This window comes from Agrobacterium sp. MS2 (genome assembly GCF_003261015.1).
Classification (GTDB): domain Bacteria; phylum Pseudomonadota; class Alphaproteobacteria; order Rhizobiales; family Rhizobiaceae; genus Agrobacterium; species Agrobacterium pusense.
In genome coordinates this window covers 53744-77434 of record NZ_QLNF01000025.1, presented here as the reverse complement: position 1 = coordinate 77434, position 23691 = coordinate 53744, and the positions used below count along the sequence as shown (strand labels likewise).

At 60.0% G+C, this 23691-nt stretch carries 23 protein-coding genes; 11 read left to right on the top strand and 12 right to left on the bottom strand.

Annotated elements, in window-relative coordinates; all coding sequences use genetic code 11:
• Window positions 1–8: 8 nt before the first annotated feature.
• The 3 genes from minE to minC are packed head-to-tail and all read right to left on the bottom strand — an operon-like array spanning window position 9 to window position 1845.
• On the bottom strand, window positions 9–269 hold the full coding sequence (gene minE, locus DOU54_RS11155) for a cell division topological specificity factor MinE (RefSeq protein WP_004438814.1): 261 nt from the start codon (window positions 267–269) through the stop codon (window positions 9–11).
• On the bottom strand, window positions 266–1081 hold the full coding sequence (minD, locus tag DOU54_RS11150; protein WP_004438810.1) for a septum site-determining protein MinD: 816 nt from the start codon (window positions 1079–1081) through the stop codon (window positions 266–268). The genes minE and minD overlap by 4 nt, the downstream gene beginning before the upstream one ends.
• Before the next feature lie 35 nt (window positions 1082–1116).
• Entirely contained in the window at window positions 1117–1845 is a 729-nt protein-coding gene (gene minC / locus DOU54_RS11145; protein WP_064263018.1) for a septum site-determining protein MinC, read from the bottom strand.
• A gap of 406 nt (window positions 1846–2251) precedes the next feature.
• Between minC and DOU54_RS11135 the strand changes: the two genes are divergently transcribed.
• From DOU54_RS11135 to uxuA, 7 genes are all read left to right on the top strand, one after another.
• Window positions 2252–2938: an HAD family hydrolase gene (locus DOU54_RS11135; protein WP_113731298.1), complete on the top strand. Its 687-nt coding sequence runs from the start codon at window positions 2252–2254 to the stop codon at window positions 2936–2938.
• A 367-nt stretch (window positions 2939–3305) separates the two neighbouring features.
• Complete coding sequence (locus DOU54_RS11130; protein WP_004438798.1) at window positions 3306–4022, top strand: FadR/GntR family transcriptional regulator; 717 nt, start codon at window positions 3306–3308, stop codon at window positions 4020–4022.
• A 62-nt stretch (window positions 4023–4084) separates the two neighbouring features.
• A complete protein-coding gene (locus DOU54_RS11125; protein WP_113731297.1) occupies window positions 4085–5059 on the top strand; it encodes a sialic acid TRAP transporter substrate-binding protein SiaP in 975 nt (324 codons plus the stop codon).
• A gap of 60 nt (window positions 5060–5119) precedes the next feature.
• Window positions 5120–5692, top strand: coding sequence for a TRAP transporter small permease (locus DOU54_RS11120; protein ID WP_035208172.1), 573 nt, complete (start codon window positions 5120–5122; stop codon window positions 5690–5692).
• 4 nt (window positions 5693–5696) lie between these two features.
• Window positions 5697–7103 carry a TRAP transporter large permease gene (locus DOU54_RS11115; RefSeq protein WP_022563702.1) on the top strand — a complete coding sequence of 469 codons (1407 nt, stop codon included), beginning with the start codon at window positions 5697–5699 and terminating at the stop codon, window positions 7101–7103.
• A gap of 69 nt (window positions 7104–7172) precedes the next feature.
• Complete coding sequence (locus tag DOU54_RS11110; protein WP_113731325.1) at window positions 7173–8240, top strand: L-idonate 5-dehydrogenase; 1068 nt, start codon at window positions 7173–7175, stop codon at window positions 8238–8240.
• Window positions 8237–9445, top strand: coding sequence for a mannonate dehydratase (gene uxuA, locus DOU54_RS11105; protein ID WP_113731296.1), 1209 nt, complete (start codon window positions 8237–8239; stop codon window positions 9443–9445). Before DOU54_RS11110 ends, uxuA begins: the two co-directional genes overlap by 4 nt.
• Window positions 9446–9471: 26 nt before the next feature.
• Here uxuA and DOU54_RS11100 read toward each other — a convergent pair whose 3' ends face one another.
• On the bottom strand, window positions 9472–9825 hold the full coding sequence (locus DOU54_RS11100) for a hypothetical protein (protein WP_064263025.1): 354 nt from the start codon (window positions 9823–9825) through the stop codon (window positions 9472–9474).
• A gap of 243 nt (window positions 9826–10068) precedes the next feature.
• Here DOU54_RS11100 and DOU54_RS11095 point away from each other — a divergent pair, with 243 nt between their 5' ends.
• The gene (locus DOU54_RS11095; RefSeq protein ID WP_004438778.1) at window positions 10069–11580 is read left to right on the top strand and encodes an aldehyde dehydrogenase (NADP(+)); all 1512 of its coding nucleotides are present in this window, start codon (window positions 10069–10071) and stop codon (window positions 11578–11580) included.
• 54 nt (window positions 11581–11634) lie between these two features.
• On the opposite strand, the gene DOU54_RS11090 is transcribed toward DOU54_RS11095, so the two are convergent.
• From DOU54_RS11090 to DOU54_RS11075, 4 genes are read right to left on the bottom strand one after another with little or no spacing between them, the layout of a single operon-like run.
• The gene (locus DOU54_RS11090; protein ID WP_113731295.1) at window positions 11635–12633 is read right to left on the bottom strand and encodes a TRAP transporter substrate-binding protein; all 999 of its coding nucleotides are present in this window, start codon (window positions 12631–12633) and stop codon (window positions 11635–11637) included.
• 15 nt (window positions 12634–12648) lie between these two features.
• The gene (locus DOU54_RS11085; RefSeq protein ID WP_193603324.1) at window positions 12649–14481 is read right to left on the bottom strand and encodes a TRAP transporter large permease; all 1833 of its coding nucleotides are present in this window, start codon (window positions 14479–14481) and stop codon (window positions 12649–12651) included.
• 29 nt (window positions 14482–14510) lie between these two features.
• Window positions 14511–15638 (bottom strand): LLM class flavin-dependent oxidoreductase, encoded by a 1128-nt coding sequence (locus DOU54_RS11080; protein ID WP_022563695.1) that lies wholly within the window; start codon window positions 15636–15638, stop codon window positions 14511–14513.
• A complete protein-coding gene (locus DOU54_RS11075; protein WP_113731294.1) occupies window positions 15635–16501 on the bottom strand; it encodes an ABC transporter substrate-binding protein in 867 nt (288 codons plus the stop codon). The genes DOU54_RS11080 and DOU54_RS11075 overlap by 4 nt, the downstream gene beginning before the upstream one ends.
• 213 nt (window positions 16502–16714) lie before the next feature.
• Here DOU54_RS11075 and DOU54_RS11070 point away from each other — a divergent pair, with 213 nt between their 5' ends.
• Window positions 16715–17080, top strand: a complete 366-nt coding sequence (locus DOU54_RS11070) for an ArsR/SmtB family transcription factor (protein ID WP_004438767.1) — start codon at window positions 16715–16717, stop codon at window positions 17078–17080.
• A 1-nt stretch (window position 17081) separates the two neighbouring features.
• Window positions 17082–17711: a glutathione S-transferase family protein gene (locus DOU54_RS11065; RefSeq protein WP_113731293.1), complete on the top strand. Its 630-nt coding sequence runs from the start codon at window positions 17082–17084 to the stop codon at window positions 17709–17711.
• Window positions 17712–17715: 4 nt separating this feature from the next.
• Here DOU54_RS11065 and DOU54_RS11060 read toward each other — a convergent pair whose 3' ends face one another.
• Together DOU54_RS11060 and DOU54_RS11055 are read right to left on the bottom strand one after the other, a co-directional pair.
• A complete protein-coding gene (locus tag DOU54_RS11060) occupies window positions 17716–19551 on the bottom strand; it encodes an ABC transporter ATP-binding protein (protein ID WP_113731323.1) in 1836 nt (611 codons plus the stop codon).
• A gap of 211 nt (window positions 19552–19762) precedes the next feature.
• Complete coding sequence (locus DOU54_RS11055; RefSeq protein WP_113731322.1) at window positions 19763–20959, bottom strand: aminotransferase class V-fold PLP-dependent enzyme; 1197 nt, start codon at window positions 20957–20959, stop codon at window positions 19763–19765.
• Window positions 20960–21047: 88 nt separating this feature from the next.
• On the opposite strand from DOU54_RS11055, the gene DOU54_RS11050 reads away from it, so the two are divergent.
• The gene (locus DOU54_RS11050) at window positions 21048–21884 is read left to right on the top strand and encodes an IclR family transcriptional regulator (protein WP_035208156.1); all 837 of its coding nucleotides are present in this window, start codon (window positions 21048–21050) and stop codon (window positions 21882–21884) included.
• A gap of 6 nt (window positions 21885–21890) precedes the next feature.
• Here the strand turns inward: DOU54_RS11050 and DOU54_RS11045 are convergent, their stop codons facing one another.
• Window positions 21891–22385 carry a RidA family protein gene (locus DOU54_RS11045; protein WP_113731292.1) on the bottom strand — a complete coding sequence of 165 codons (495 nt, stop codon included), beginning with the start codon at window positions 22383–22385 and terminating at the stop codon, window positions 21891–21893.
• 82 nt (window positions 22386–22467) lie between these two features.
• On the bottom strand, window positions 22468–23691 hold the full coding sequence (locus tag DOU54_RS11040; RefSeq protein ID WP_111814047.1) for an amidohydrolase/deacetylase family metallohydrolase: 1224 nt from the start codon (window positions 23689–23691) through the stop codon (window positions 22468–22470).

Sequence of the window (23691 nt, the reverse complement as noted above, 5' to 3'; positions counted from 1 at the left end):
TGCCTATGTCACGCGGCGCGGAGATCTGCGCCGAGCGGAATTTCGACGTCGATCTCGAGAATCGAGAAATGTTCGTCGCGATCCATCTTCACGTGCACACGGTCGCCGTCGATCTGTACATGCTTGGCAATGACGCCGAGAATTTCTTCCCGCAGGATGGCGACAAGATCAGAGCCCGATGAGGCCCGCTCATGGGCGAGCAGCACTTGCAGGCGCTCACGCGCAAGCGGTGCCGACTTCTGTTTGCGGAAAAGATTGAAGAGACTCATGCGGCCCTCCTTGCGAAGATCTTGGAAAAGATGCCACGCTTTTCGCCCGGAATGACCACCGGAATATCTTCACCCGAAAGGCGGCGGGCAGCGTCGAAATAGGCCATGGCCGGCGCGCAGCGGGCATCTGCGAGCGTGACCGGCGCACCGACGTTGGAGGCGCGCAGCACATCCGAACTCTCGGGAATGATGCCAATCAACGGGATCGACAGGATTTCGAGAACGTCGTCGACCTTCAGCATATCACCCCGCTCCGCACGCGCAGAATCATAGCGGGTAATGAGAAGGTGTTTTTCCATGCGCTCGCCGCGCTCGGCCTTCAGCGTCTTTGAATCGAGCAGGCCGATGATGCGGTCGCTGTCGCGCACCGAGGAGACTTCAGGATTGGTAACGACCACAGCCACATCCGCATGGCGCATGGCCAGCGTCGCGCCGCGCTCGATGCCGGCGGGGCTGTCGCAGATCACCCAGTCGAAGTGCTTCTTCAACTCGTTGATGACCCATTCGACACCTTCCGGCGTCAGATTGTCCTTGTCCCGCGTCTGCGAGGCGGGCAGCAGGAACAGCGTCTCCAGGCGCTTGTCGCGGATCAGGGCCTGCGTCAGCTTGGCATCGCCCTGAATAACGTTGACGAGATCGTAGACCACGCGGCGTTCAGCACCCATGACGAGATCGAGGTTGCGCAGACCGACATCGAAATCAACGACTACGACCTTCTCTTTATTCTGCGCCAATGCGGCGCCAAGCGCTGCGGTCGAGGTGGTCTTGCCGACCCCGCCCTTGCCGGAAGTTACAACGACTACCTTCCCCATATGGCTCTCTCCTGTTCGTGCGTGTTTATCTTTTATCAGCCGAGTTTTGCGGCCTTGATCGTATCGTCTTCCAGCCAGAGCTGAACGGGTTGCCCGCGCAGCTTGTCGTCAATGTCCTCAGCCACCTTGTAGACGCCGTCGATTGCCAGAAGCTCAGCCTCCAGCTTGCGGCAGAAGATGCGCGCAGAGACATTGCCGAGCGAACCGGCCATGGCCCGCCCGCGCAGCGCGCCATAAACATGGATCGAACCGCCAGCGATGATCTCCGCCCCCGAGGCGACCGAGCCGATGACGGTCACGTCACCTTCGGGAAACATGATCGACTGGCCGGAGCGCACGGGCTCGTTGATGACGAGCGACTGCACGACGGCGCGGATCTCGCCCGATGTAGGCGGCTTCTCCTCCGGCAATTCGGCAACCACGGCGACCGGCTCGACCTCGACATCGGAAGCCGGCTTTCCGCCCTTCAGCGATGGGGGCATGCCCGGCTCGATCATCGAGGGACGAACGCCCTCGATGCCCATGATGCCGACATTGCGCTCCCTGAGCGCCGCCAGCAGTTCCTTCAGACCCGCCTTGTCGAGCGACAGTTCCGAAACATCGAGGACCACCGGCCGCGACAGGAAGAAGCCCGCCGAACGCGCCGCGAGATCATCGAGCCTTTCCAGCCATTGATCGACCGGAGCTTCGGGGGACAGGACGACTGCGAGGAAGGAGCGGCCTTTGATGCGGATGGAACGCTGGTCTGTTAGCACTTTGGTCATCTTGGTAAACAAATCGTTGACAATTAGGTACCTCGAATATGGTTAACAAATGGTTAACGCCACCCTCAAGAGAGGGAAATCGTTAAGAAAATTCCGCGTTCGAAACTCTCATGCAGAACCTTCTAGAACATCTGTTATCCCTTTGAATCCGGTACCTTCCCTGGCATATGAAGGCAAAGGATAACAGCGCATCCTTGCTGCAGGCTGACTCCGGGTGTGGCTCTGTTCACCGCCGCCCTGCCTACCGACGACCTCGACTCGCGTGAGTCTGACCGCGTCCGATTCCGGGACAACATCCCCTACCCGCGGCAGATGACCATCGGCCCTTGGCGGCCGAAAAACGATTCCGTTATGCCTGGCAATACTGTAGAGACAGGCGAGGCCGACAGTTCAACGGAAGAATGAGATGCACAGCAGAGTCCCGCCGCAAAACCAGATTTTTTCGCAACAGTTTGCGGCCTTCCTGTTCGACATGGATGGCACACTCGTCAATTCGATCGCCGTCGTCGAGCGCGTATGGCGGGAGTGGGCAGTGGCGAATGGCATCGAGCCGAATGCCTTCCTGCAGCGCATTCACGGCATGCGAGCTTCGGAAGTTATCCGCCGTGAGGCCATTCCGGGTCTTGACGTGGATGAGCAGGCCGAAATGATCCTTCGTGCAGAGATGGATGATGTGGATGGCATTGTTCAGATACCGGGCGCCGGCGCTTTCCTCAAGTCGCTGCCGGCGGGCAAGTGGGCTATCGTGACGTCGGCCGTACGCGAACTGGCTGAACGCCGGCTCGCTGCGGCGGGCATTGCACCGCCGCCTGTCATGATCTGTGCGGAAGACGTGGTGAACGGCAAACCCGATCCTGAAGGCTATCGAAAAGCGGCCGAAAAGCTCGGCGTATCACCGCAAGACTGCCTTGTCTTCGAGGACGCCCCCGCCGGCATCCAGGCGGGGGAAAACATGGGGGCGTCAGTGGTGGTCATCAACGCCACCCATTCGCATCCTATCGAGACGCCACACCTTTCCATTGGCGGCTATGGTGAGGTGAATGTAATTATCGACGGTAAAGACGGCCTGAAGCTGGCGACGGGCAGGGGCTGAAAAGCCTGCCCTCAAAGGGAAAGAAGCGATCGCTTGCTAGCCGATGTCGCGAACTGCTGGCAAGCCGTCGCGCCCCGACATCATCCAAAATATTGAGAGAGGCAAAGTTTGCGACTTTGCCATCGTTCTCCACCCAGGGAATCCGGCTGCCCGGCCAGCTCGCGGCCAGAATGAGGAAATGGCAGAACCCCCGGGAGCCAGAGCCCCGGGGAGCGTGACAATACTGCCCCGCTGAGCCTCCAGACGACCTCCGTATATTTTTCATTAACGTCTAATTGACAGCGTCGCCCAAATGCGCCCTAATGAAATTGGTAAGACAATCTTACCGCTTGCGCGATTGGGGGAGACTTCGCGCTGGGAGGACATCATGTTTGTGGCTCTTGAGCCGCGCCGCCTTTACCGGCTGGTTGCGGAACAAATTCGCTTGCTCATCGAAAGCGGGGAACTGACGGACGGTCAGCGCCTGCCGGCGGAACGCGACCTTGCGGAACGCTTCGGCGTATCACGCCCCACGGTGCGGGAAGCGCTTATCGTTCTTGAAGTGGAAGGCCATATCCATATTCGCATGGGTTCGGGCGTTTATGTAAACGCAACCGGCAAACAGGGGAAAGAAAAGCCAACAGTGCCGGATGCGCATGGGCCTTTCGAAATCCTGCAGGCGCGTTGCATCATCGAAAGCGCTATCGCGGAGGAAGCCGCACGGCTCGCCACGCCGGAATGCATCGTCAAACTTGATGACATCATCGAGCGCATGGCCGGCGCACTCGACAATTCACCGCAGGCGCTCAATCTCGACCGGGCCTTTCACACCGCCATCGCCGACATCATCGGCAACTCGGCGCTCAACCGCTTTACCGGCCTGATCTATGACGAGCGCAGCCTGTCACCCTTTTTCGAAAAGCTCGCCAGCTATTTCGAAGGTCCGCACACCTGGAACCTCGCCGTGCAGGAACACCGGGTCATCCGCGACGCCATTGCCGCGAACGATCCGGAAGGTGCCCGGGAGGCGATGCGGCAGCATCTGACGCTGTCGCAGAAGAGATTTTCCGAAAGTTTCGGGGAGGAAACGCTCGGAGAAGAATAACCGCCGCCGCAACCGGCGACGGGAAAAACGGAAATCTGGCTTTAATTCGGGAGGAGTTAAGAATGAAAATCAGATTGTCGACTTTGATGGGCGCAACAGCGGCCATCCTGCTCTCGGCGCTTGCGGCGCAGGCGCAGACCGTACTGAAATGGGCACATGTCTACGAGACCTCAGAGCCGTTCCATACGGATTCGGTCTGGGCCGCGGAAGAGATCGCCAAGCGAACCGATGGCCGCTACAAGATCGATGTCTTTCCGGCCTCGCAGCTCGGCAAGGAAGCCGATATCAATCAGGGCCTGAAGATCGGCACCGTTGATATCATCATTTCCGGGTCGAGCTTCGCCGCGCGTGACTTCAAGCCGATCGGCGTCACCTATTTCCCTTACATCTTCCGCGATCCGAGCCATCTGATCGCCTATACCAAAAGCGATATCTTCAAGCGGCTCGCCAAAGGTTATGAAGACAAAACCGGCAACCACATCGCCGCCGTCAGCTATTACGGCACGCGCCACACGACATCGAACAAGCCGATTGCCGCCTGCGCCGACATGGCGGGGCTGAAAATGCGCGTGCCTGATGTTCCGGCATACCTCGCCATGCCACGCGCCTGCGGCGCCAACACGACCCCGATTGCATTTGCGGAAGTCTATCTGGCGCTGCAAAACGGCACCGTCGACGCACAGGAAAACCCGCTGACAACCATCGAGGCAAAGAAGTTCTTCGAAGTGCAGAAGAACATCGTCCTGACAGGCCATATCGTCGACCATCTCAACACGGTGATCTCGAAGAACCTGTGGTCCAAGCTCTCAGATGAAGACAAAAAAATCTTCACCGAAGTCATGCAGCAGGCCGCCGAGCGCACCACCAAGACCATCGAAGGCCGCGAGAAAAGCCTCGTCGAGGACTTCAAGAAGCGCGGCCTGACCGTCGCCGAAGTCGACAAGGCCGACTTCGAGAAGAACGTCCTCGAAAAAGTGAAGTTCGAGGACTTCGGTTACGACAAGGCCGACTGGGAAGCCATTCGCGCCGTCAAGTGAAGCAAGATCCGGTGCGGCCCTCTTGCCGCACCGCCCTTTCTCTCCAGACGGGATATCTCAATGTCGCAGGAAATTCATACTCAGGTCACGCCTGAGGAACTCGCCCATACGTTCGACGAGGCGCCGCCGGAGGTCGATCTCAAGGTTTATTCATTCGAAGACTGGGTCACGCTTGGCCTCTTCTGGCTGATGACAGGTTGCGTGTTCCTCCAGTTCTTCACCCGCTACGTGCTCAATGACAGCTACGCCTGGACGGAAGAAATCGCCGTCAACTGCCTGATCGGCGTCGTCTTTTTAGGTTCGGTCATGTGCGTGCGCATGTCGCGCCACATCCAGGTGGATGTGCTTTATCACTACGTGCCGCCGCAGGTGGCCCGCGCCATGTCGATCCTCGTCGATGTGCTGCGGATCCTGTTCTTCGCCTACACCTCTTGGCTGATGTGGCGCTACATGGAAATCGTCGCGGATGAGGAGATGGTCACCGTCGCCCTGCCGCGCAGCATCGTCTTTTATACGGTTCTGGCCGCTTTCGTTCTGATGTTCTTCCGGTCGGTACAGGTCTTCATCGCCAATATGCAGCGCGGTTATTCCGTTCTGGAGCGGCCCGAAGAATTCCAGAGCGCGGGGGATTGATCATATGCTGCTTCTCATCGGCTCCTTTCTTCTCTTGATGGTGATCGGCCTGCCGGTCGCCATTTCCATGGCCTCGGCTTCTCTGCTCTACATCGTGTTTTATAATGTCGCGCCCGATATCATAGCGGCGCAGCGCCTGATCGCGGGTGTGGAAAGCTTCCCGCTGTTGGCCGTGCCATTTTTCATCCTTGCCGGTAATCTCATGAACACGGCCGGCGTGACGGGACGTATCTATTCCTTCGCCGTCGCGCTCGTCGGCTGGATGAAGGGTGGTCTCGCCCAGGTCAACATCATCGGTTCGGTGATCTTTTCCGGCATGTCGGGGACCGCGCTTGCAGATGCGGCCGGTATCGGGACCATCGAGATCAAGGCCATGAAGGATCACGGGTATCCGGTCGAAGCGGCCGTCGGCGTCACCGCCGCCTCCGCAACGCTCGGCCCGATCTTCCCGCCATCGCTGCCCTTCGTCATCTACGGCATGATGGCCAATGTCTCCATCGGAGCATTGTTCATGGCTGGCATCATTCCCGGCGTCGTCATGACGCTTCTGATGATGATCACGGTCGCCGTCTTTGCCTATGTCAAAGGCTGGGGCTCCGATACACCATTCAGCCTCAGAACGATCTTCGGCGCATCGATTGAAGTCTTCGTGGTGATGATGGTGCCGCTCGGCATCTATATCCTCACGGCGCTCGGTCTTTCCCTCAACCTGTCGATCCTGATCGTGCTGGTCATCCTGCTCGCCTGCGACTGGTATTTCGACTTCTCCGCCGTGATGGCGCTGATGACGCCCGTGATCCTGATCGGCGGCATGACCATGGGCTGGTTCACACCGACGGAAGCAGCCGTCGCGGCCGTTCTGTGGTCACTGTTCCTCGGTCTCGTCCGCTATCGCACGATGACCTTCAAGACGCTGGCGAAATCGACCTTCGATACGATCGAAACCACCGCATCGGTGCTCTTCATCGTCGCGGCGGCCTCGGTCTTCGCATGGCTTCTGACCGTCAGCCAGGCAGCGCAGCTTCTGTCGGCGGCGATCCTGACGATCACGGACAGCAAGTGGATTTTCCTTGTGCTGGTCAATCTGCTGATGCTGTTCGTGGGCTGCTTCCTCGATACGATTGCGGCCATCACCATCCTCGTGCCGATCCTTCTGCCGCTCGTGCTGCAGTTTCATATCGATCCGGTGCATTTCGGCCTCATCATCACGCTCAACCTGATGATCGGTCTGCTGCATCCGCCGCTCGGCATGGTGCTGTTCGTGCTCTCGCGCGTGGCGAAACTCTCCGTCGAACGCACGACAATGGCCATCCTGCCCTGGCTGGTGCCGCTATTCGTGGCGCTGCTGTTGATCACGTTCGTTCCGGCAATCACCCTGTGGCTGCCGACCGAAATGGGCCTGATCCGCTGACGCGGCACCCTGCCCGCGCGGTTCGCCGCGCGGGGTCATCATTCCATATCAAGACATGAGGGCATGGTCATGCAGACCCGCGTGGCACGTCTATACGGCGAGAAGGACATTCGCGTCGAAACAGAGAATCTCGCTGAGCCGGGACCCGGCGAGGTGCTGCTCGCCATGGCAGCGGGTGGCATCTGCGGCTCCGATCTCCATTATTATCAGGATGGTGGTTTTGGCCCGGTCAGGGTGCGCGAACCGATCATCTCCGGGCATGAGGCATCCGGCCATGTGCGGGCGCTGGGGAAAGGCGTCAGCGGGCTCGCCATCGGCCAGCTCGTCGCCGTCAATCCCTCGCAACCCTGCGGCCATTGCCAGTTCTGCCTGAAGGGCCAGCCGATCCATTGCCTCGACATGCGCTTCATGGGCAGCGCCATGCGGCTGCCGCACGAACAGGGCATGTTCCGCGACCGGCTGGTGGTTCCGGCCAAACAATGCGCGCCATTTCCAGCCGATACCTCAGCTGCTGAAGCGGCCTGCACCGAGCCCCTTGCAGTCTGTCTGCATGCCGTCGCCCAGGCTGGCGATCTCACCGGCGCTAAGGTGCTGGTGACGGGAGCCGGCCCAATCGGCCTCTTGACCATAGCCGCCGCCCGCCATGCGGGCGCAAGTATCATCGTCGCAACCGATCTGACCGATGCGGCGCTGGAACGCGCACCAGCCATGGGTGCGGACCGCACGATCAATGTCGCAAAGGACGCCGAGGCGCTTTTGCCGTACCAGGATGACAAGGGTTATTTCGACGTCATTTTCGATTGCTCCGCGGCAGCCCCCGCGCTCCGCACCGCCTTTGCCTGCGTGCGCCCGCGCGGCACCATCGTACAGGTGGGCGTAACCGGTGACATCACCATTCCGCTCAATGCGCTGGTGGGCAAAGAAATCCTCTGGCGCGGTTCGCAGCGCTTTCATGATGAATTCGCCATCGCCGCCGGGCTGATCTCAACGCGCAAGATCGATGTGCGGCCGATCATTTCCCACAGCTTCCCGCTTGATGAGGCGAAGGCCGCATTCGAGCAGGCCGGAGACCGCTCGGCCGCCTGCAAGGTGCAACTGACTTTTTCCGCAGACGGAATTTTTGAGGACGAAAGATGAGACATACATGGCGCTGGTTCGGCCCGGTCGACAAGGTCACGGTTCAGGATGCGGCTCAGGCGGGTGCGGAAGGCATTGTCAGCGCGTTGCACCACATCGCCACCGGCGATGTCTGGCCGGTGGACGAAATAACCAGGCGGCATGAGGCCATCAAGGCCGGCGGGCTTTATTGGGACGTGGTGGAAAGCGTGCCAGTCTCCGAGGACATCAAGACCCAGACGGGCGACTGGAAAACCCATATCGCCAACTGGCAGGAAACGCTGCGCCGCCTCTCGGCGTCAGGCATCCGCACCGTCTGTTACAACTTCATGCCCGTGCTGGACTGGACCCGCACCGACCTGCGCTGGGAAACGAAACACGGCGCGAAAGCGATGCGCTTCGACCTTACGGATTTCGCTGCCTTTGATATTCACATTCTCAAGCGCCCGGACGCGACACGGGATTATCCTGGCTGGTTGCTGGAGGATGCGGCAAAGCGGTTCACCGAGATGCCCGACACAAAAATCGTCGCGCTATCGCGCAATATCGGTGCTGGCCTGCCCGGCTCGGCGGATGGTTATACCCTGCCGGAACTCATCGAAAAGCTGCGTTCCTACCATGGCGTTAATCGCGAAAGGCTGCAGCAGAACCTGATCGACTTTCTATCCGAGGTGACGCCGGTTGCCGAAGACGTCGGCATCAACATCTGCGCCCATGGCGATGATCCGCCCTGGCCGCTTCTCGGCCTGCCGCGTATTCTCTCAACGGAGGCGGATTACGCCCATATGCTGTCGCAGGTCGACAGCCGCGCCAACGGCGTCACGCTCTGCACCGGCTCTCTCGGTGCGCGCGCGGATAACGACCTGCCCTTTATCGCCAGCCGTTTTGCAGATCGAATCCATTTCGTGCATCTGCGCAACGTGACGCGCGACACGGACACCGTGCCCTGCTCCTTCTTCGAGGACGAACATCTGGAAGGCGGAACCGACATGGTCGCCGTCATTGCCGCCCTCATCACCGAAGAAGCCCGCCGGCGAGCGGAGGGCCGTGAAGACCACACCATTCCGATGCGGCCGGATCACGGGCAGGAAATTCTCGACGACGTCACGCGCGGCGCCCAGCCCGGTTACCCCGCCATCGGGCGATTGAAGGGATTGGCTGAGCTGCGCGGCATCGAGCGTACGCTGTCACACAGCCACTTCGGTCTCGCGAATGGGAATGGCTAATCGGAAATCTGACCGCAGGGGATGTGTCAGCCTGCGGCCATCTTCGCCCGAAACATGAGGTAGGAATAGGCGGCCAATCCGCCGGCAACAGCCCCGGCGGCCTTCACGGCTGCGTCGGTCAGATGCGGATGGCGTGTCGGCGACAGGAATTGCAGCGCCTCAATGCCAAAAGCCGCAACAATGCCCGCGACGATGATGGCAAGCCAGTAACGCGGATAGGCGAGCACGAAAGCGGCCGAACAGAGGGCGAAGGCACCCGCGCGGTCGATACCGACCGTCGTCAATGTGTGGGGCCTCAGCCCAATGGGGCTGACAGTCACAGTTACAATCAACAGAAGAAGCGACCAGGCAACATATTTCGGAAATCTGTTTGTCATCATGGCGTCACATTAGAGCGTCGTGTGCGTAAACGGAAGCAGGTCTTTTTCACGCTTCGCCCAATTAATCACACTTTTTGGTCAGATAGTTGAAAAACCGGCTTTCGCTCAGGCCCTACACGGGCTAAGGCAGAAGGCAACCGGGCGAGGATCGCGGCTGATGGCGCTTGCGCTGTCGCCTTTCGGTGCAACGTCACGGTGTCGGGTGGGTTTTCCACACAGGATCAGTTTTCAGGGAAGAGCACAATGAGTTTCAAGCCGCACGGCAAACATCTGGTTGCAGGAGAATGGGTCGCAACGGAAGCAAAATTCCGCAGCGAGCCTGCACATGGCGAAGCTTTCGATTTTTCGGTCGGCACCGTCGATCTGGTGAATGCCGCCTGTGAGGCAGCTGAAGAAGCCTTCTGGAGCTACGGTTACACCACCCGCGAAGAGCGCGCCGCATTCCTCGACACCATCGCCGATGAGATCGAAGCCCGCGCCGACGCCATCACCGAAATCGGTTCCTCCGAAACCGGCCTGCCCGCTGCCCGTTTGCAGGGCGAACGCGGCCGCACCGTCGGTCAGCTCCGCCTGTTTGCCTCGCATATCCGCAAGGGCGACTATCTCGATCGTCGCCACGACGAAGCACTGCCGGATCGCCAGCCGCTGCCGCGCCCGGATATCCGCCTGATGCAGCGTCCGATCGGCCCTGTCGCCGTTTTCGGCGCGTCGAACTTCCCGCTCGCCTTCTCCACGGCCGGTGGTGACACCGCTGCGGCTCTGGCTGCCGGTTGCCCTGTTGTCGTCAAGGGTCACTCCGCCCATCCCGGCACCGGTGAAATCGTTGCCGAAGCGGTTCTTGCCGCCGTCAAGAAGCACAATCTGCATCCCGGCGTCTTCTCGCTGATCCAGGGCGGCCGTCGCGATGTCGGTTCCGCGCTCGTGCAGCATCCGCGCATCAAGGCTGTCGGTTTCACCGGTTCGCTCGCCGGCGGCCGCGCACTGTTCGATCTCTGCGCCCAGCGCCCCGAGCCGATCCCCTTCTTCGGCGAACTGGGTTCGGTCAACCCGATGTTCCTGCTGCCGGAAGCCGTTGCCAACCGCGGCGAAGCCATTGCCAAGGGCTGGGCCGGTTCGCTCACCATGGGTGCGGGCCAGTTCTGCACCAACCCGGGCATTGCCGTCATTCTCTCCGAGCAGGCGGATGCGGTTGCTGAAACCGCACGTGCGGCCCTGTCGGAAGTCGGTCCTCAGGTCATGCTGACCGACGGCATCGCCGCTGCCTATCGTGATGGCCGTGATCGTATCGCTGCCGGCAACGGCGTGCGCGACGTGCTGACCACCACCTGCAACCTGCGCAATGCAACGCCGTATCTCTATCGGGTCGCAGGCAAGGACTGGGTTGCCAACCATGCGCTTGCTGAAGAAGTCTTCGGACCCCTTGGCCTGATCGTGACTGTTGATAGCACCGAAGAAATGCTTGAGGTTGCCAAGAGCTTCGAAGGCCAGCTGACGGCAACCATGCATCTCGATGCAGGCGACGCCGAACTCGCCCGCAAGCTGCTGCCGATCCTTGAGCGCAAGGCCGGCCGCGTTCTCGCCAACGGTTTCCCGACCGGCGTGGAAGTTTCCGAAGCCATGGTTCACGGTGGCCCCTACCCGGCCTCCACGAACTTCGGCGCAACCTCTGTCGGCACCATGTCGATCCGCCGCTTCATGCGCCCGGTTTCCTATCAGAATATTCCCTCGGACGTTCTGCCGGAAGATATTCGCTAATAAAAAAGGGGAGGCGCTCACACGCCTCCCCTGTTCTTCGTCTAACCCGTAGTCTCAGGCAGACTGCACGGCCTGTATCTTCTCGATACCCCCGACGATGCCGGCGAAATCCTGCCAGACGCCCTGAGCGCCCTTGCGCCATTCATCCAGCGCTTCCGGCTGCAGCACCTTGCCACCCTTGGACAGCGCAAGCTCAATGGACTTCGTTTCATCTTCAACGATCAGCTGGTTGAAGTACTTCGCGCCTTCGCTAGAGGCCTCCGACAGCACCTTCTTTTCTTCGTCGTCCAGCTGGTTCCAGAAAGTCGCACCGTAATAAACGACGCCTGAGGCCCAGATGTGACCGGTTTCGGTCAGATAGGGCACGACCTCGTAAAGCTTGAAGCCGGCATAGGCGGATTTGGTGAGGTCCATGGCGTCGGCCACGCCTGTCGCCAGCGCATTATAGGTCTCTGTGATCGGGATACCGACCGGCGTGGTGCCAAAGGCGCTCCACAGCTTGGTGTGCAGCGGGCTCTGGATGACGCGGATCTTCTTGCCTTCCAGCTGCTCGGGGCGTGTTACCGGTTCCTTAGTCAGCAGATGGCGCGCGCCGTAATTGATGAAATCGGCAGCGATGAATTGCTGGGCGGCAAGCTTCGTCTTCAACTCGTTGCCAGTCTCGCCGGTTACCACCTTGCGCACGTGCTCCCCATCACGGAACAGGAAGGGCAGATCGAGGATCTGCAATTCCGGCACCCAGCCTGAAAGCGAGGAAACGGTTGAAAGACTGGCCTGAACCGATCCCAGCCGAATATTCTCCGCCACTTCCTTTTCGCCGCCCAGCGCACCGCTCTTTACGATATTGAACCGGAAGCGACCGGGCAGCTTCGCTTCCATCAGTTCACTGATCTTCACCCAGATTTTCGTCTCCGGCTTGTCGTCAGCAAAAAGCGACGCAACGGTGAGGCTGCGGGTTCTGGCACTAGCCGTGCGCACGAAGGCCGGTGCGGCGAGCGTTGCCGCGCCGAGAGCGGAGAGTTTGAGGAGATGACGACGGTCGATGATAGTCATGAATAAAGCCCCGGATTAGAAGAAAATGGCCCAGACGCACAGAATGGCGAGGGAAACGAGAAGGGAGAGGAGATAGGGAACGACGGCCCGGAAAAGGGCTGTCGCCGGAATGCGGGTGACGCCGCTCACCACAAAGATCAGCATGCCGAGCGGCGGTGTCAGGCCGTGGATCATGAGATTGACCACGAGAATGACACCGAAATGGATAGGATCGATACCGGCTGCCACGGCAGCGGGCAGAAGGATCGGCCCGAACAGCAGGATGGCAGCACCGATATCAAGCACAAGACCGACCACGAGCAGAATGAGGTTGGACAGCAGAAGCACCGCGATCTTGCTGCCACCGAGCAATGTCACGAAGTCGGTGACAAGACCGGAGACATTATCGACCGCCAGGAGAAAGGCGAAGGGGCCAGCCGTGCCGATCAGAAGGCCGATCGCAGCTGCTTCACCCGCCGATTGGCGGAAGGTTGTAAAAATGCGGCGCGCGCCCAGCCGGTATCCGAAGCCGAGAAACAGCGTGTAAAGCGCTGCAAGCGCTGCGGCTTCCGTGGTCGTGACGACGCCAATGCGGATGCCGACCACCACGATGACGCCAAGACCGAAGGCAGGTATCGCAGCCACGGCCGAGCGCCACCGCTCAGAGCCCGTAGCGCGAGGCAGGGTATCAACGCTGCGCACGCTGAAATGGATCGCCACCGCCAGGCAGACCGCCATCAACCCGCCCGCAAAGAATCCGCCGACCAGCAGCGACCCGACCGACAGGTTGGTGGCCGTTGCGAGGATGAGAAATGCGATGGAGGGCGGGATGACGTTGTCCAGCACGGAAGTGGCAGCGATGATCGCACCCGCCTGCGCGGGTGGATAACCATGCTTGACGAGTTCCGGCTGGAAGGTGGAGGCGCCGAAGGCAGCATTGGCGACTGAAGAACCGGAGGCGCCCGAAAACAGCACGCTGGTCAGAAGCGTCGTCTGGGCCAGCCCCGCCCGTCGGTGGCCGACCATGGAGGCGGCAAAACGGACGAGCTGGTTTGCGACGCCCGATTCCGTCAGCAGACTTCCCGCCAGCAGGAAGAAGGGGATGGCGAGCAGCAGGAATTTCGACATGCCTGTGACCGTGGAGGAAACGATGGCCGGCTCCGGCAAAGTACTGCCGAAGGCAATCGCCACATAGGCGGCGGCGAGGAAGGCATGGGCAAGCGGCGCGGCCAAAACCAGCCCCACGGCTGCCGTCAGCGCCAGAAACAGGCTCGGCGGCAGGGTCGTATCGACGAAAATTTCCGGCAGGCCCACATAGGAAACAACAGCAATGACCACGGAGAGCAGAACAGCAAACGCCTTGCCTTCACTGACGCGCTGAAGCGCGAGATAAACAAAGATCAGTGCGCCACAGGCACCAAGAAATCCGAAACGCACCCATTCCGGCAGACCAAGCGTCGGGGACGTCCCGCCCAGCATTGCCGCAATTTCTACCCCGCCGAAGGCGAGTATGAGCGCGGCAACGAACGAGAAAGCATCGGCCAGGACTTCCGTGGCAGCATGGAAACGTTCCGGCAGGAAGCGCACAAAAACATCGAGCCGCATCGCAAGCGCGCTTTTGAGACTGAGAGGCGCGCCGACAGCGATCATCGCGACATTAAGCCAGATGCCCAGATCTTCCGCGCCGATGAAGCCGGTGTGAAACAGATAACGCAGGGTGACATTGACCAGAACCACCACGAGCAGCGTGGCAAGGATTGCTGCCGCGACCGCACCGAGTACCTTGTCCAGAATGGCCAGCAGCCGCCCTGCCACACGCTGCGGGCCGATGCGCCCTCGTGCCGATGTCGTTACGGGACTCGCCATCATGTCTTTCTTCTCCACTCCCGAAGCCATGCTCATGAGGCCTTGGCCGAGAGGTCACGGTCGAACAATGTCGACCACGTGAATTGTTTTGCCGCCGAAACCTCACGCGATACGTCAAGACGCGGAAGCACCTTTTCCCCGAAACGGAAGGCTTCTTCCAGCAATGGCATGCCGGACAGGATAAAGGTGTTCACGCCCGCCTTCTTATAGGCCTCCAGCGTGCGGATGACAGTATCGGGCGAGCCGACGATAGCTGTTCCCGGACCTGGACGAACGAGACCGATGCCGGCCCAGAGATTTGGCGCTATTTCAAGATCGCGCAGGTTCTCCGGCTTCTGGCCGCCATGCATCGCCGTCATGCGCTGCTGGCCGACGGAATCGGTCTTGCCGACGAAACGCTGGTTGGCGGCAATCGCTGCCTCATCCATGCGCCGGTAGAGATCGGCGGCGGCAGCCCAGGCCTCTTCATCCGTATCGCGCACGATAACATAAAGGCGAATACCGTATTCCAGTTCTCGACCGAGCTTTTCCGCCCGCGCCTTGACGAGATCGACCTTCGCGCCAATCTGATCAGGCGTTTCGCCCCACGAGAGATAGGTCTCGACATGTTTGGCCGCAACGTCGATGGCCTTGTCCGAAGAGCCGCCAAACCACAGCGGCGGCGGCTCGATGCCCTGCCCCACCGGCAGAGCGAGCTTTGCGCCCTGCGTCTGGAAATAATGCCCGTTGAAATCCACCGTTTCGCCGGCGAAAAGCCGGTGCCAGATTTGCAGATATTCATCCGCCATCTCGTAACGCTCGTCATGCGGCATGGTCATGCCGTAGGCGCCGAGCATCTTCGCATCGCCCGAGACGACATTGATAAGCAGACGCCCGCGCGAAAACTCTTGGAGCGTCGCCGCCATCTTGCCAAGCAGCGTTGGCGCGATCAGGCCCGGATGAATTGCGACCAGCAGCTTCAGCCGCTCGGTATAGGAAAGAAGCGCGCCCGCCAGAACCCAGACGTCATGCGCGCCGGTGGCAAACAGCGCCCCGGTATAACCGAGCTGGTCGTAAGCGAGCGCCAGTTGCTTGTAATAACCGAGATCGACCCTGCGGGACCCTTCCGGCTGCCAGGGATAGGCGCCGTCGGGGGCGCACATGTACCAGAAAACATTCATCTGTCACCTCCGACGCTGGCTGATTGCGGGGCCGGGCTTTGCCCGGTCTGAACCGGTAAAGAGAAATGGCCGTGCCTGTAAAGCGTATCGGCCTCCTCCTGCTGTTCGGCAAGAATATTTTGAGTGGCCGGCACGACTGAAAGATCGCGAGAGCGCAATACCCTTGCCCAGGACGAAGCATCGCCTTCGCTGCCAGGTTCGGCGGCGAGCAGCGCAGCCGCCTGCTCTACATTAGCCATAACGGCGCGGCCGACGCGGTCCAGTTCAGCCGCAATCGCTTGCCTCGTTTCAGGCGCAAGAGCGTGACGATCCAGCGTCCAGAACAGCGAACGGTTGGGAATGGTGGAGCCGCAGCGAACCAAAAGACTGATTTCTTCATGAGTCAGAGCCTTTTCCAGCCGCGGCGACATCGTCACCCAGGCATCGACGCGACCTTCCACGAGGTCCCTCAGGCTGTCACTGTCGCCGCTTTCTATCCGGTTGACATCCGAGAGGCCAAGCCCCGCTCCTTCCAGGCTGCGCGCCAGAAGATAGGTATGAAACGATCCGTCGATCAGGGATATGCGTTTTCCCGAGAGATCGGCGGCGGAACGGATCGGGCTGTCGCGCCGCACGAGGATCGCGCCATTGGCCGGCCGCGGTGCGGAGGCGGCAATATAGACCGCCGAAAGCCCGCGCGCATCCGCCTCGATGGGCGGTGTCGACCCGGTGCCGCCAAAATGTATTTCACCCTTTTCCAGAACCGCCGCGGTATCGCGCCCTTCTCTATAGAGCACGAATTCAGGCTCGAATGCCTTAAAAGAACCGGGCCAGAGCCGGGCGAGCCGCAAATGCAGATTGTTGGGATGGACCCCGATTTTCATGTCGACACCTCATTTCACGATCAATCTACTTTTTCATAGAGTGTTTTCGAGAAACGTTTTGGCCATCCCCGGGCGGAAAGCGAAAGAGAAATCTATTAATCCTGTAGATTTTAAAAAATGCCTGATTGATCTGGGATGAGATTCATCAAACCATTGAAATTTATTGCCGCACAATTTACTTTTTTATAGTTTGAAAAGTGGGCCTCTTCAGTCGTGACCAAACCGGTTTCCAATCTCATCTGCCGCAGCGTGGTTGAAGCAAGCGAGCTCCTGAAGCTTGTGGCCAATGCCAACCGTCTGGCCATCGTCTGTTACCTCATGGAAACGGAAGCCTCCGTTTCCGCGCTTGAATATGAACTCGGCATCCAGCAGCCGACGCTTTCACAGCAGCTGGCCGAACTGCGCGATGCGGGGGTCATCGAAGGCACGCGGGAGGGCAAGGCGGTGATCTATCGTGTTACCGATCCGCGTATTGTCCAGTTGGTTCTGACATTACGCGGCCTCTATGCTGATCTTTCCGATGTGACCGGCAAGAAAGGCAGGCGCGCTTTACCGCTGGATGAGGCAATGTTCGACTAACATGATCGACCTTTACACCTGGATCACGCCGAACGGCCTCAAAATCTCGATTGCGCTGGAAGAACTTGGCCTGCCCTATGTCAGCCATGCCATAGATATCGAAAAGGGCGAACAGTTCTCGGCCGAGTACAGTCGCATCAACCCTGGCTCCAAAATCCCTGCAATCGTCGATCAAGACAATGGCACCGTTTTAACAGAGTCCAACGCAATCCTGATCTATCTCGCGGAAAAAGCCGGACGGCTCATGCCTGTCTCTGCCGCGGCACGGCTGACAGTCACCGAGTGGCTGATGTGGCAGGCCGCCAACTTCGGCCCGACACTCGGTTACGCCCATTATTTCCTGACGTACAATACAGGAAAGGCACCCTTTGCCGAAACCCGTTTCGCCTCGGATACCGAACGCCTCTATCGGACGCTGAACGACCGCTTGGCAAAGCGCGGGTTCGTCGCCGGCGATTTTTCAATAGCCGATATTGCCATCTGGCCATGGGTTTCGCGTTTCGCCCGTCATAAAATCGATCTCGCTGATTTTCCCGAAATAAACCGCTGGTATCGCCAGCTTGGACAGCGCGAAACCTTCCAGCGCGGTTATCGCGTACCATTTGTGACATCTGACGTTCCGGGGCTTTGATCGCTCAGCTGGCGACAAGATGGCCGGGTGAGACTTCGCGATATTCCCGCGGCTTCACGGAATAATCGACTGAGCGGATAGGACTTTTCAACTCGTCATTGGCGGCACCGCGACGCGTGTTTCTGCGGTCCGGGTCCGGCACCGGCACCGCCGCCATCAGCTTGCGGGTATAGTCATGCTGCGGGTTGTCGAAGACAGCCGCACGCGGGCCGATTTCGACGATCTCGCCGAGATACATCACCGCCACCCGGTGGCTGACGCGCTCCACCACCGCCATGTCATGGCTGATGAAGAGAAAGGCGAGATCGAGGCTCTGCTGCAGATCCAGCATCAGGTTGATGACCTGCGCCTTGATCGAGACATCCAGCGCCGAAACGCTTTCATCAGCGACGATGACCTTCGGCTGCAGCGCCAGCGCGCGGGCAATGCAGATTCGCTGCCGCTGGCCGCCGGAAAATTCGTGCGGGTAACGCGCCGCCATATCGGGCGAGAGGCCGACCTTTTCCAGCATGTCGGCCACAACATCCTTCGCTTCTCGGGCGCTGCCCATGCGGTGTTCCAGAAACGGTTCGGCAATCGCCGCACCCACCGTCATGCGCGGATTGAGCGAGGCGAAGGGGTCCTGAAAGATCATCTGCACCGTCTTGCGCATCTCGCGCATGCCGGACTTGTCGAGGGCGAGAATATTCTGGCCATTGACCATCACCGAGCCGGCATCCGGCTCGATCAGCCGCATGATGGCGCGACCAGTCGTAGACTTGCCGCAACCGCTTTCGCCAACCAGCGACAATGTTTCCCCAGCTCTCAGATCAAAGGACACATTCTCCACAGCGTGAACGCGACCGCTGAGCCGCCCCAGCAGGCCGGAGTGAATGTCGAAACGCTTGGTCAGCCCTTCCACCTTCAGCACCGGCTGAGCGCTGGCGTCAACGGTATCGGCCGGGCGCGCCGGTTCCTGCGTTTCCCCCGTGGTGGTGTTGACGATGGGAAAGCGCAGCGGTCTTTCCTCACCCGTCATGGAACCCAGAACCGGAACGGCAGACAAGAGTGCTCGTGTATAGGGATGTTTGCCGCGATGGAAAATATCCGCGGTCGCGCCGACTTCCACCTGCTCGCCGCGATACATGACGACGGTACGGTCGGCGATCTCCGCCACCACGCCCATGTCATGTGTGATGAACAGGACGGAGGTGCCCTCCTCTTCCTGAAGCGTCTTAATAAGGTCGAGAATCTGGCCCTGGATGGTCACATCGAGCGCCGTCGTCGGCTCGTCGGCGATCAAGAGCTTTGGCCGGGAAGCGAGCGCCATGGCGATCATCACGCGCTGGCGCATGCCACCGGAAAAGCGGTGCGGATATTCATCGAAACGTGAGGCGGCCGAGGGGATGCGGACCTTTTCCAGCAGGCGGATCGTTTCGGCTCGTGCATCAGCTTTCGACATCGGCTGATGACACAACAGTGCTTCTGAAATCTGGTCGCCGATGGTGAAGAGCGGATTGAGGCTGGTCATCGGCTCCTGGAATATCATGGCCACCTCATTGCCCCGCACCCGCCGCATGGCGTCCTCTGAAAGTGACAGGAGGTTGCGCCCGCCAAGCAGGATTTCTCCCTGCACCCTGCTGCTGTCGCGGTCCAGCAGCCGCATGATGGAAAGCGATGTCACGCTTTTGCCCGAACCGCTTTCGCCAACGATCGCAACCGTCTCGCCTGACCCGACATCAAAGGAAATATCACGCACCACCGGTTTCCAGCCGCCATCCACGTGAAAGGACGTGGTGAGGTTGCGGACGGAAAGCACGGCATCTTTTGCACCAAGCGGTACTGCCTGCGGCATGGTCATGATCGTTCCCTTCTTTTCTTCTCGTTTGAATTCAGGCACGGCGTCACGGCCTGTGTCTTCTCCCCGTCGGGGAGAAGGTGGCCCGAAGGGTCGGATGAGGGGGCGACGTTCACGATAGATCGCACCCCTGCCCCCCCTTCCGCTGCCGCGACCTTCTCCCCGGCGGGGAGAAGAAACTCGCGGCACCCGCTCGTTCGATATGCAGTCGTTATTAGTCCGGCCAGCGCAGCATGCCGTCGAAACGGTGGCGGCTGCGGTCTTCGAACGGTGTCGCAATTACCTCGTTGGAGGCGCGCGCCTTGTCCAGTTCCTCCGCCAGACGGGACGCAACGACAGTCTCCTGGCCAGGATGGAGGTTGCAGGGGTCGAGATAGAAATAGCGATGTTCCACCTCGTGATCGCGGGTGATGATCGGCGGATTACCCTTGGCCAGCGCCGTTGTCAGGTCCCATGCCGTAATATGCGCTTCTTCGGCATTGATGATAACGCGCAGCCGGTCGAGCGGGTTGTTGGTCGGGTCGGGCTCGATCAACGCCGTCACGCCCGGCCGTCCATCCAGCGTCCTTTTCCAGAGGTTGAGATAACCGGTTTCCCGTTCGCGAATTCCGGCATGGTCCCGCTTTTCCCAGGCCTCAAGCGCCGCCATGACGCCATAGATACTTTCCTTGCCGACTTTCATGCCGCGGCCGATGCCCATATTCTGAAGGAAAGCATGACGCACCAGTTCCTTCTTACCCGCGACGATGCCCGAGGTGGGGCCGCCGAGGAACTTGTGGCCGGAATAGAGCACGACATCCGCACCCGTGGCCAAAAACAGCTTCAGGTCGTATTCGGAAGCGGCATCGACAATGACAGGGACACCCTTGGCATGGGCGATCTCGACGAATTCGGAAAGACGCAGCAGACCGTAATCCACCACATGATGCGAGACGACATAGACAGCGGCAGCCGTCTTTTCGGTGATGGCGTTTTCCATATGGAAACGGTGGGTCGATGTTGCCTGCCCGATCAGCACCACCTTGCCGCCGCCGAGGCGGATGGCCTGATCCACCGGTGCGCCATAACTCACCACATGCCCCATCTGCACCAGAACCTCGTTCTTCTCAGGCGTAACATCGGGCAGCTTTTCGATGGCGAGAAGATTATTGCCGGTGATCGCGCCTGCGACAGCAAGGCTGATGCCAGAGGAGCAGGACGCCGTGATAAAACCGGCCTCGCCCCCCGTCAGCCTTGCAATGATCGCGCTTGCCTTGCGCTGCAGATCGTTGATCTCGACAAATTGCGGCAGGATGGCCGCTATAGCTTCAACCGCTTCCGGAACGACGATGGAAGCGCCGAGCGAGGTCATGGTGCCCGAGACGTTGATGACCGGGCGAAGGCCGATCCTGCTTCTAATATCCTCGGTCATGTCTTTCTCCTGTTTTTGCGATGCGATGGGCATCGACATATATGCCATAATAATGTAATAGCTTCTCAAAATTGATGAGGAGCCAAAATTGGACGCCCATAAGCTGGACGAAACGCCTTTATCCGCCCTTCCCGATACGGCGGAAAACCCGGACGCGAAGGCGGCCAAGCGCTCTCGCGTCAGCGGCATCGACCGCGCCCTTCAGGTTATTGATTACCTCTACGAAACCGGATCCCCCGCCGGCGCTTACGCCATTGCCAAGGCGATCAAGGCCCCGCTGTCCACCGTCTATGTGATCATCGATGATCTCATCGAAAAGAACATGCTGGCGCGCAATGCCGACGGCAACATCTGGCTCGGCGCGCGGCTTTACCACTACGGTCTTGCCTATGCCCGCTCGCTCGATTTCATGGGTGTCGCCACCCACGAAATGCACGATCTCTGCCGCCATGCGGGCGAGACGGTGCAGCTTTGCGGCCGCGATGGCGACCATATGCTGGTATTGGCCATGGCGGACGGACCGAGCCATTTTCAGGTCGCGTCCCGTGTCGGCACCCGCGTTCCCTTGAACTGGACGGCGTCCGGACGTCTGCTCGTCGGGCATCTGCCGGAAGCCGAACGTCTCGAACTTTTCCGTCGCTGTGCCCGTTCCTCGCCGACCGGACGCGCCGAAATCAACCCGGAAACGCTGTCCCAGTCTGCGGCGGCGGCCTTCCATGACAGGCTGTCTATCCAGGTCGCCGAGTCCGATTACGCCGTGGCGTGCATCGCTTCGCCGATTTGCGACAACAGGGGCGAATGCGTTGCGACGATCTCCATCGTGCTGCCCGAGCAGAAGGTGCTGGCGGACGAGAACCACTACACCGAGCAGGTCAGGGTCTCGGCGGAACGGATCGAAAAGCTCATGGGCTGGCGCAACCATTGAACGGCCTCAACCCTTGAGCGCGACGATGGCTTCGATTTCGACGGTTATATTGCCCGGCAGTGAGCCGAAGCCCACGGCGGAGCGGGCATGTTGTCCCGCATCGCCGAACACATCGATGAAGAGATCGGAACAGCCGTTGATGACGCTCGGGTGATCGCGGAAATCACTGACGGCATTGACCATGCCCAGCAGCTTCACCACCTTCTTCACCCGCGACAGGTCGCCCAGCGCCTCGTGCATGACGGCAAGCAGGTTGATGCCGGTGAGACGCGCATGGTTATAGGCCTCTTCCAGCCCGATTTCCGCGCCCACCTTGCCGGCATAGAGGCGGCCATTTTCTTCCCGCGGCCCCTGGCCCGAAAGATAAAGCATGTTGCCTTCCACCACATGCGTGACGAAATTGGCAATCGGCGGCGGCGGCGGCGGCAGGGAGATGCCGAGCGCGGCGAGCCGGTCATAGGGCGAGACGTGCCCTTCTGCGTCGAGCGAAGACTGTTTCACGCGAATTCCTCATAATGCCGGGAGCGGTTTCCCGTAATGGCTGCGAACGGCGGAGGAAGGACCTCCGCCCTATCAGTCGGGGTCAGCGCCAGGAATAACCATGGCTGTGGCGCACCAGCTTGCGCGCCCTTGGAATGTAACGGCTGGCCGCGATGGCTTCCGCGCCGATAACCGCGTAACGCGGCTCGAACAGGCGCTTCAGGCGCGACACGTCGCCGTTGGAATCGGTCGCTTCCAGATCGGCATCGACAAGATCAAAAACAGTGAAATCTGCGCGCTGACCGACCTCGAGACGGTTTTCCATATCGAGGCGGATGATGGAGGCGGGGTTACGGGTCACGGCTTCAACCACGTTTTCGAAGGGCATGTTCACGGAGAGCAGCTTCGACATGGTGGTTGCCAGATCCCAGACCGGGAAATTCATCGAATGGCCATGCAAATCCGTAGAGATGGAGAACGGAAGCAACCCGCGTTCAATCGCGGCTTCCGCAACCTTGAAGGAAAAGGATGCGCCGCCATGGCCGATATCCAGCCGGATGCCTTCGCCCGCGCAGCGTTCGGCAAGGTTGAACAGGTCCTCGTCTTCCATGATGCTGGAGCCCGACTTGCCGTTGAAGCAGTGGGTCACGACATCGCCGGGGCCGAGAATTTCCAGAACCTCGTCGTAAAGGGCCGGTGGCTCGCCCACATGTACCATCATCGGGACTTTGAGGATCTTGGCGATCTTCTTGCCGAGCTTGACCGGCGTCACACCCCAGGAGCCGGTGATGACATGGCTCGCCCGCACCTTCAGGCCAACTATATGCTCGCTGTTTTCCGCGTAACATTCGAGGATACGGTCGAGATCGATATCCTTGATGTCGCGCAGTTCAGGCACGCGGTTGCAGGCAACGAGGCCAATGGAGCCGAGGTTGAGGAAGGCCTTGATGCGCTCCCTTGAGGGTTCGATGATATATTCCCTGAAACCGTGGAAATTCGCCTCGCCCGCCGACCCGGCATCCACCAGTGTGGTTACGCCGCGCTCGGCCCCGCATTCGGAGGGGCGGATGGAGATGTCGGTGCCGCCGTGCCAGATATGCACGTGCAGATCGACCCAGCCGGGCGAAATGAAGGCACCCTTGGCTTCGATACGCTGCGCATCCGCAGGCACCTGCAGGGCAGAGCCTACCGCGGCAATCTTGCCGTCGCCGCCGATCAGAATATCGGTTGAAGCCTCAGACGCACCTTTTCCGAAACCGACAGGTTTGACATTGGTGAGAAGAATGGGAGCTCGAAGAGGCGTTTTTGCCTGTTCACCTGATGTCAT

What these genes read in the sequence shown, in the direction of transcription:
- minE (WP_004438814.1), bottom strand. Translation starts at nt 269, where the DNA reads ATGAGTCTCTTCAATCTTTTCCGCAAACAGAAGTCGGCACCGCTTGCG.
- minD (WP_004438810.1), bottom strand. Translation starts at nt 1,081, where the DNA reads ATGGGGAAGGTAGTCGTTGTAACTTCCGGCAAGGGCGGGGTCGGCAAG.
- minC (WP_064263018.1), bottom strand. Translation starts at nt 1,845, where the DNA reads ATGACCAAAGTGCTAACAGACCAGCGTTCCATCCGCATCAAAGGCCGC.
- DOU54_RS11135 (WP_113731298.1), top strand. Translation starts at nt 2,252, where the DNA reads ATGCACAGCAGAGTCCCGCCGCAAAACCAGATTTTTTCGCAACAGTTT.
- DOU54_RS11130 (WP_004438798.1), top strand. Translation starts at nt 3,306, where the DNA reads ATGTTTGTGGCTCTTGAGCCGCGCCGCCTTTACCGGCTGGTTGCGGAA.
- DOU54_RS11125 (WP_113731297.1), top strand. Translation starts at nt 4,085, where the DNA reads ATGAAAATCAGATTGTCGACTTTGATGGGCGCAACAGCGGCCATCCTG.
- DOU54_RS11120 (WP_035208172.1), top strand. Translation starts at nt 5,120, where the DNA reads ATGTCGCAGGAAATTCATACTCAGGTCACGCCTGAGGAACTCGCCCAT.
- DOU54_RS11115 (WP_022563702.1), top strand. Translation starts at nt 5,697, where the DNA reads ATGCTGCTTCTCATCGGCTCCTTTCTTCTCTTGATGGTGATCGGCCTG.
- DOU54_RS11110 (WP_113731325.1), top strand. Translation starts at nt 7,173, where the DNA reads ATGCAGACCCGCGTGGCACGTCTATACGGCGAGAAGGACATTCGCGTC.
- uxuA (WP_113731296.1), top strand. Translation starts at nt 8,237, where the DNA reads ATGAGACATACATGGCGCTGGTTCGGCCCGGTCGACAAGGTCACGGTT.
- DOU54_RS11100 (WP_064263025.1), bottom strand. Translation starts at nt 9,825, where the DNA reads ATGATGACAAACAGATTTCCGAAATATGTTGCCTGGTCGCTTCTTCTG.
- DOU54_RS11095 (WP_004438778.1), top strand. Translation starts at nt 10,069, where the DNA reads ATGAGTTTCAAGCCGCACGGCAAACATCTGGTTGCAGGAGAATGGGTC.
- DOU54_RS11090 (WP_113731295.1), bottom strand. Translation starts at nt 12,633, where the DNA reads ATGACTATCATCGACCGTCGTCATCTCCTCAAACTCTCCGCTCTCGGC.
- DOU54_RS11085 (WP_193603324.1), bottom strand. Translation starts at nt 14,481, where the DNA reads ATGATGGCGAGTCCCGTAACGACATCGGCACGAGGGCGCATCGGCCCG.
- DOU54_RS11080 (WP_022563695.1), bottom strand. Translation starts at nt 15,638, where the DNA reads ATGAATGTTTTCTGGTACATGTGCGCCCCCGACGGCGCCTATCCCTGG.
- DOU54_RS11075 (WP_113731294.1), bottom strand. Translation starts at nt 16,501, where the DNA reads ATGAAAATCGGGGTCCATCCCAACAATCTGCATTTGCGGCTCGCCCGG.
- DOU54_RS11065 (WP_113731293.1), top strand. Translation starts at nt 17,082, where the DNA reads ATGATCGACCTTTACACCTGGATCACGCCGAACGGCCTCAAAATCTCG.
- DOU54_RS11060 (WP_113731323.1), bottom strand. Translation starts at nt 19,551, where the DNA reads ATGACCATGCCGCAGGCAGTACCGCTTGGTGCAAAAGATGCCGTGCTT.
- DOU54_RS11055 (WP_113731322.1), bottom strand. Translation starts at nt 20,959, where the DNA reads ATGACCGAGGATATTAGAAGCAGGATCGGCCTTCGCCCGGTCATCAAC.
- DOU54_RS11040 (WP_111814047.1), bottom strand. Translation starts at nt 23,691, where the DNA reads ATGACATCAGGTGAACAGGCAAAAACGCCTCTTCGAGCTCCCATTCTT.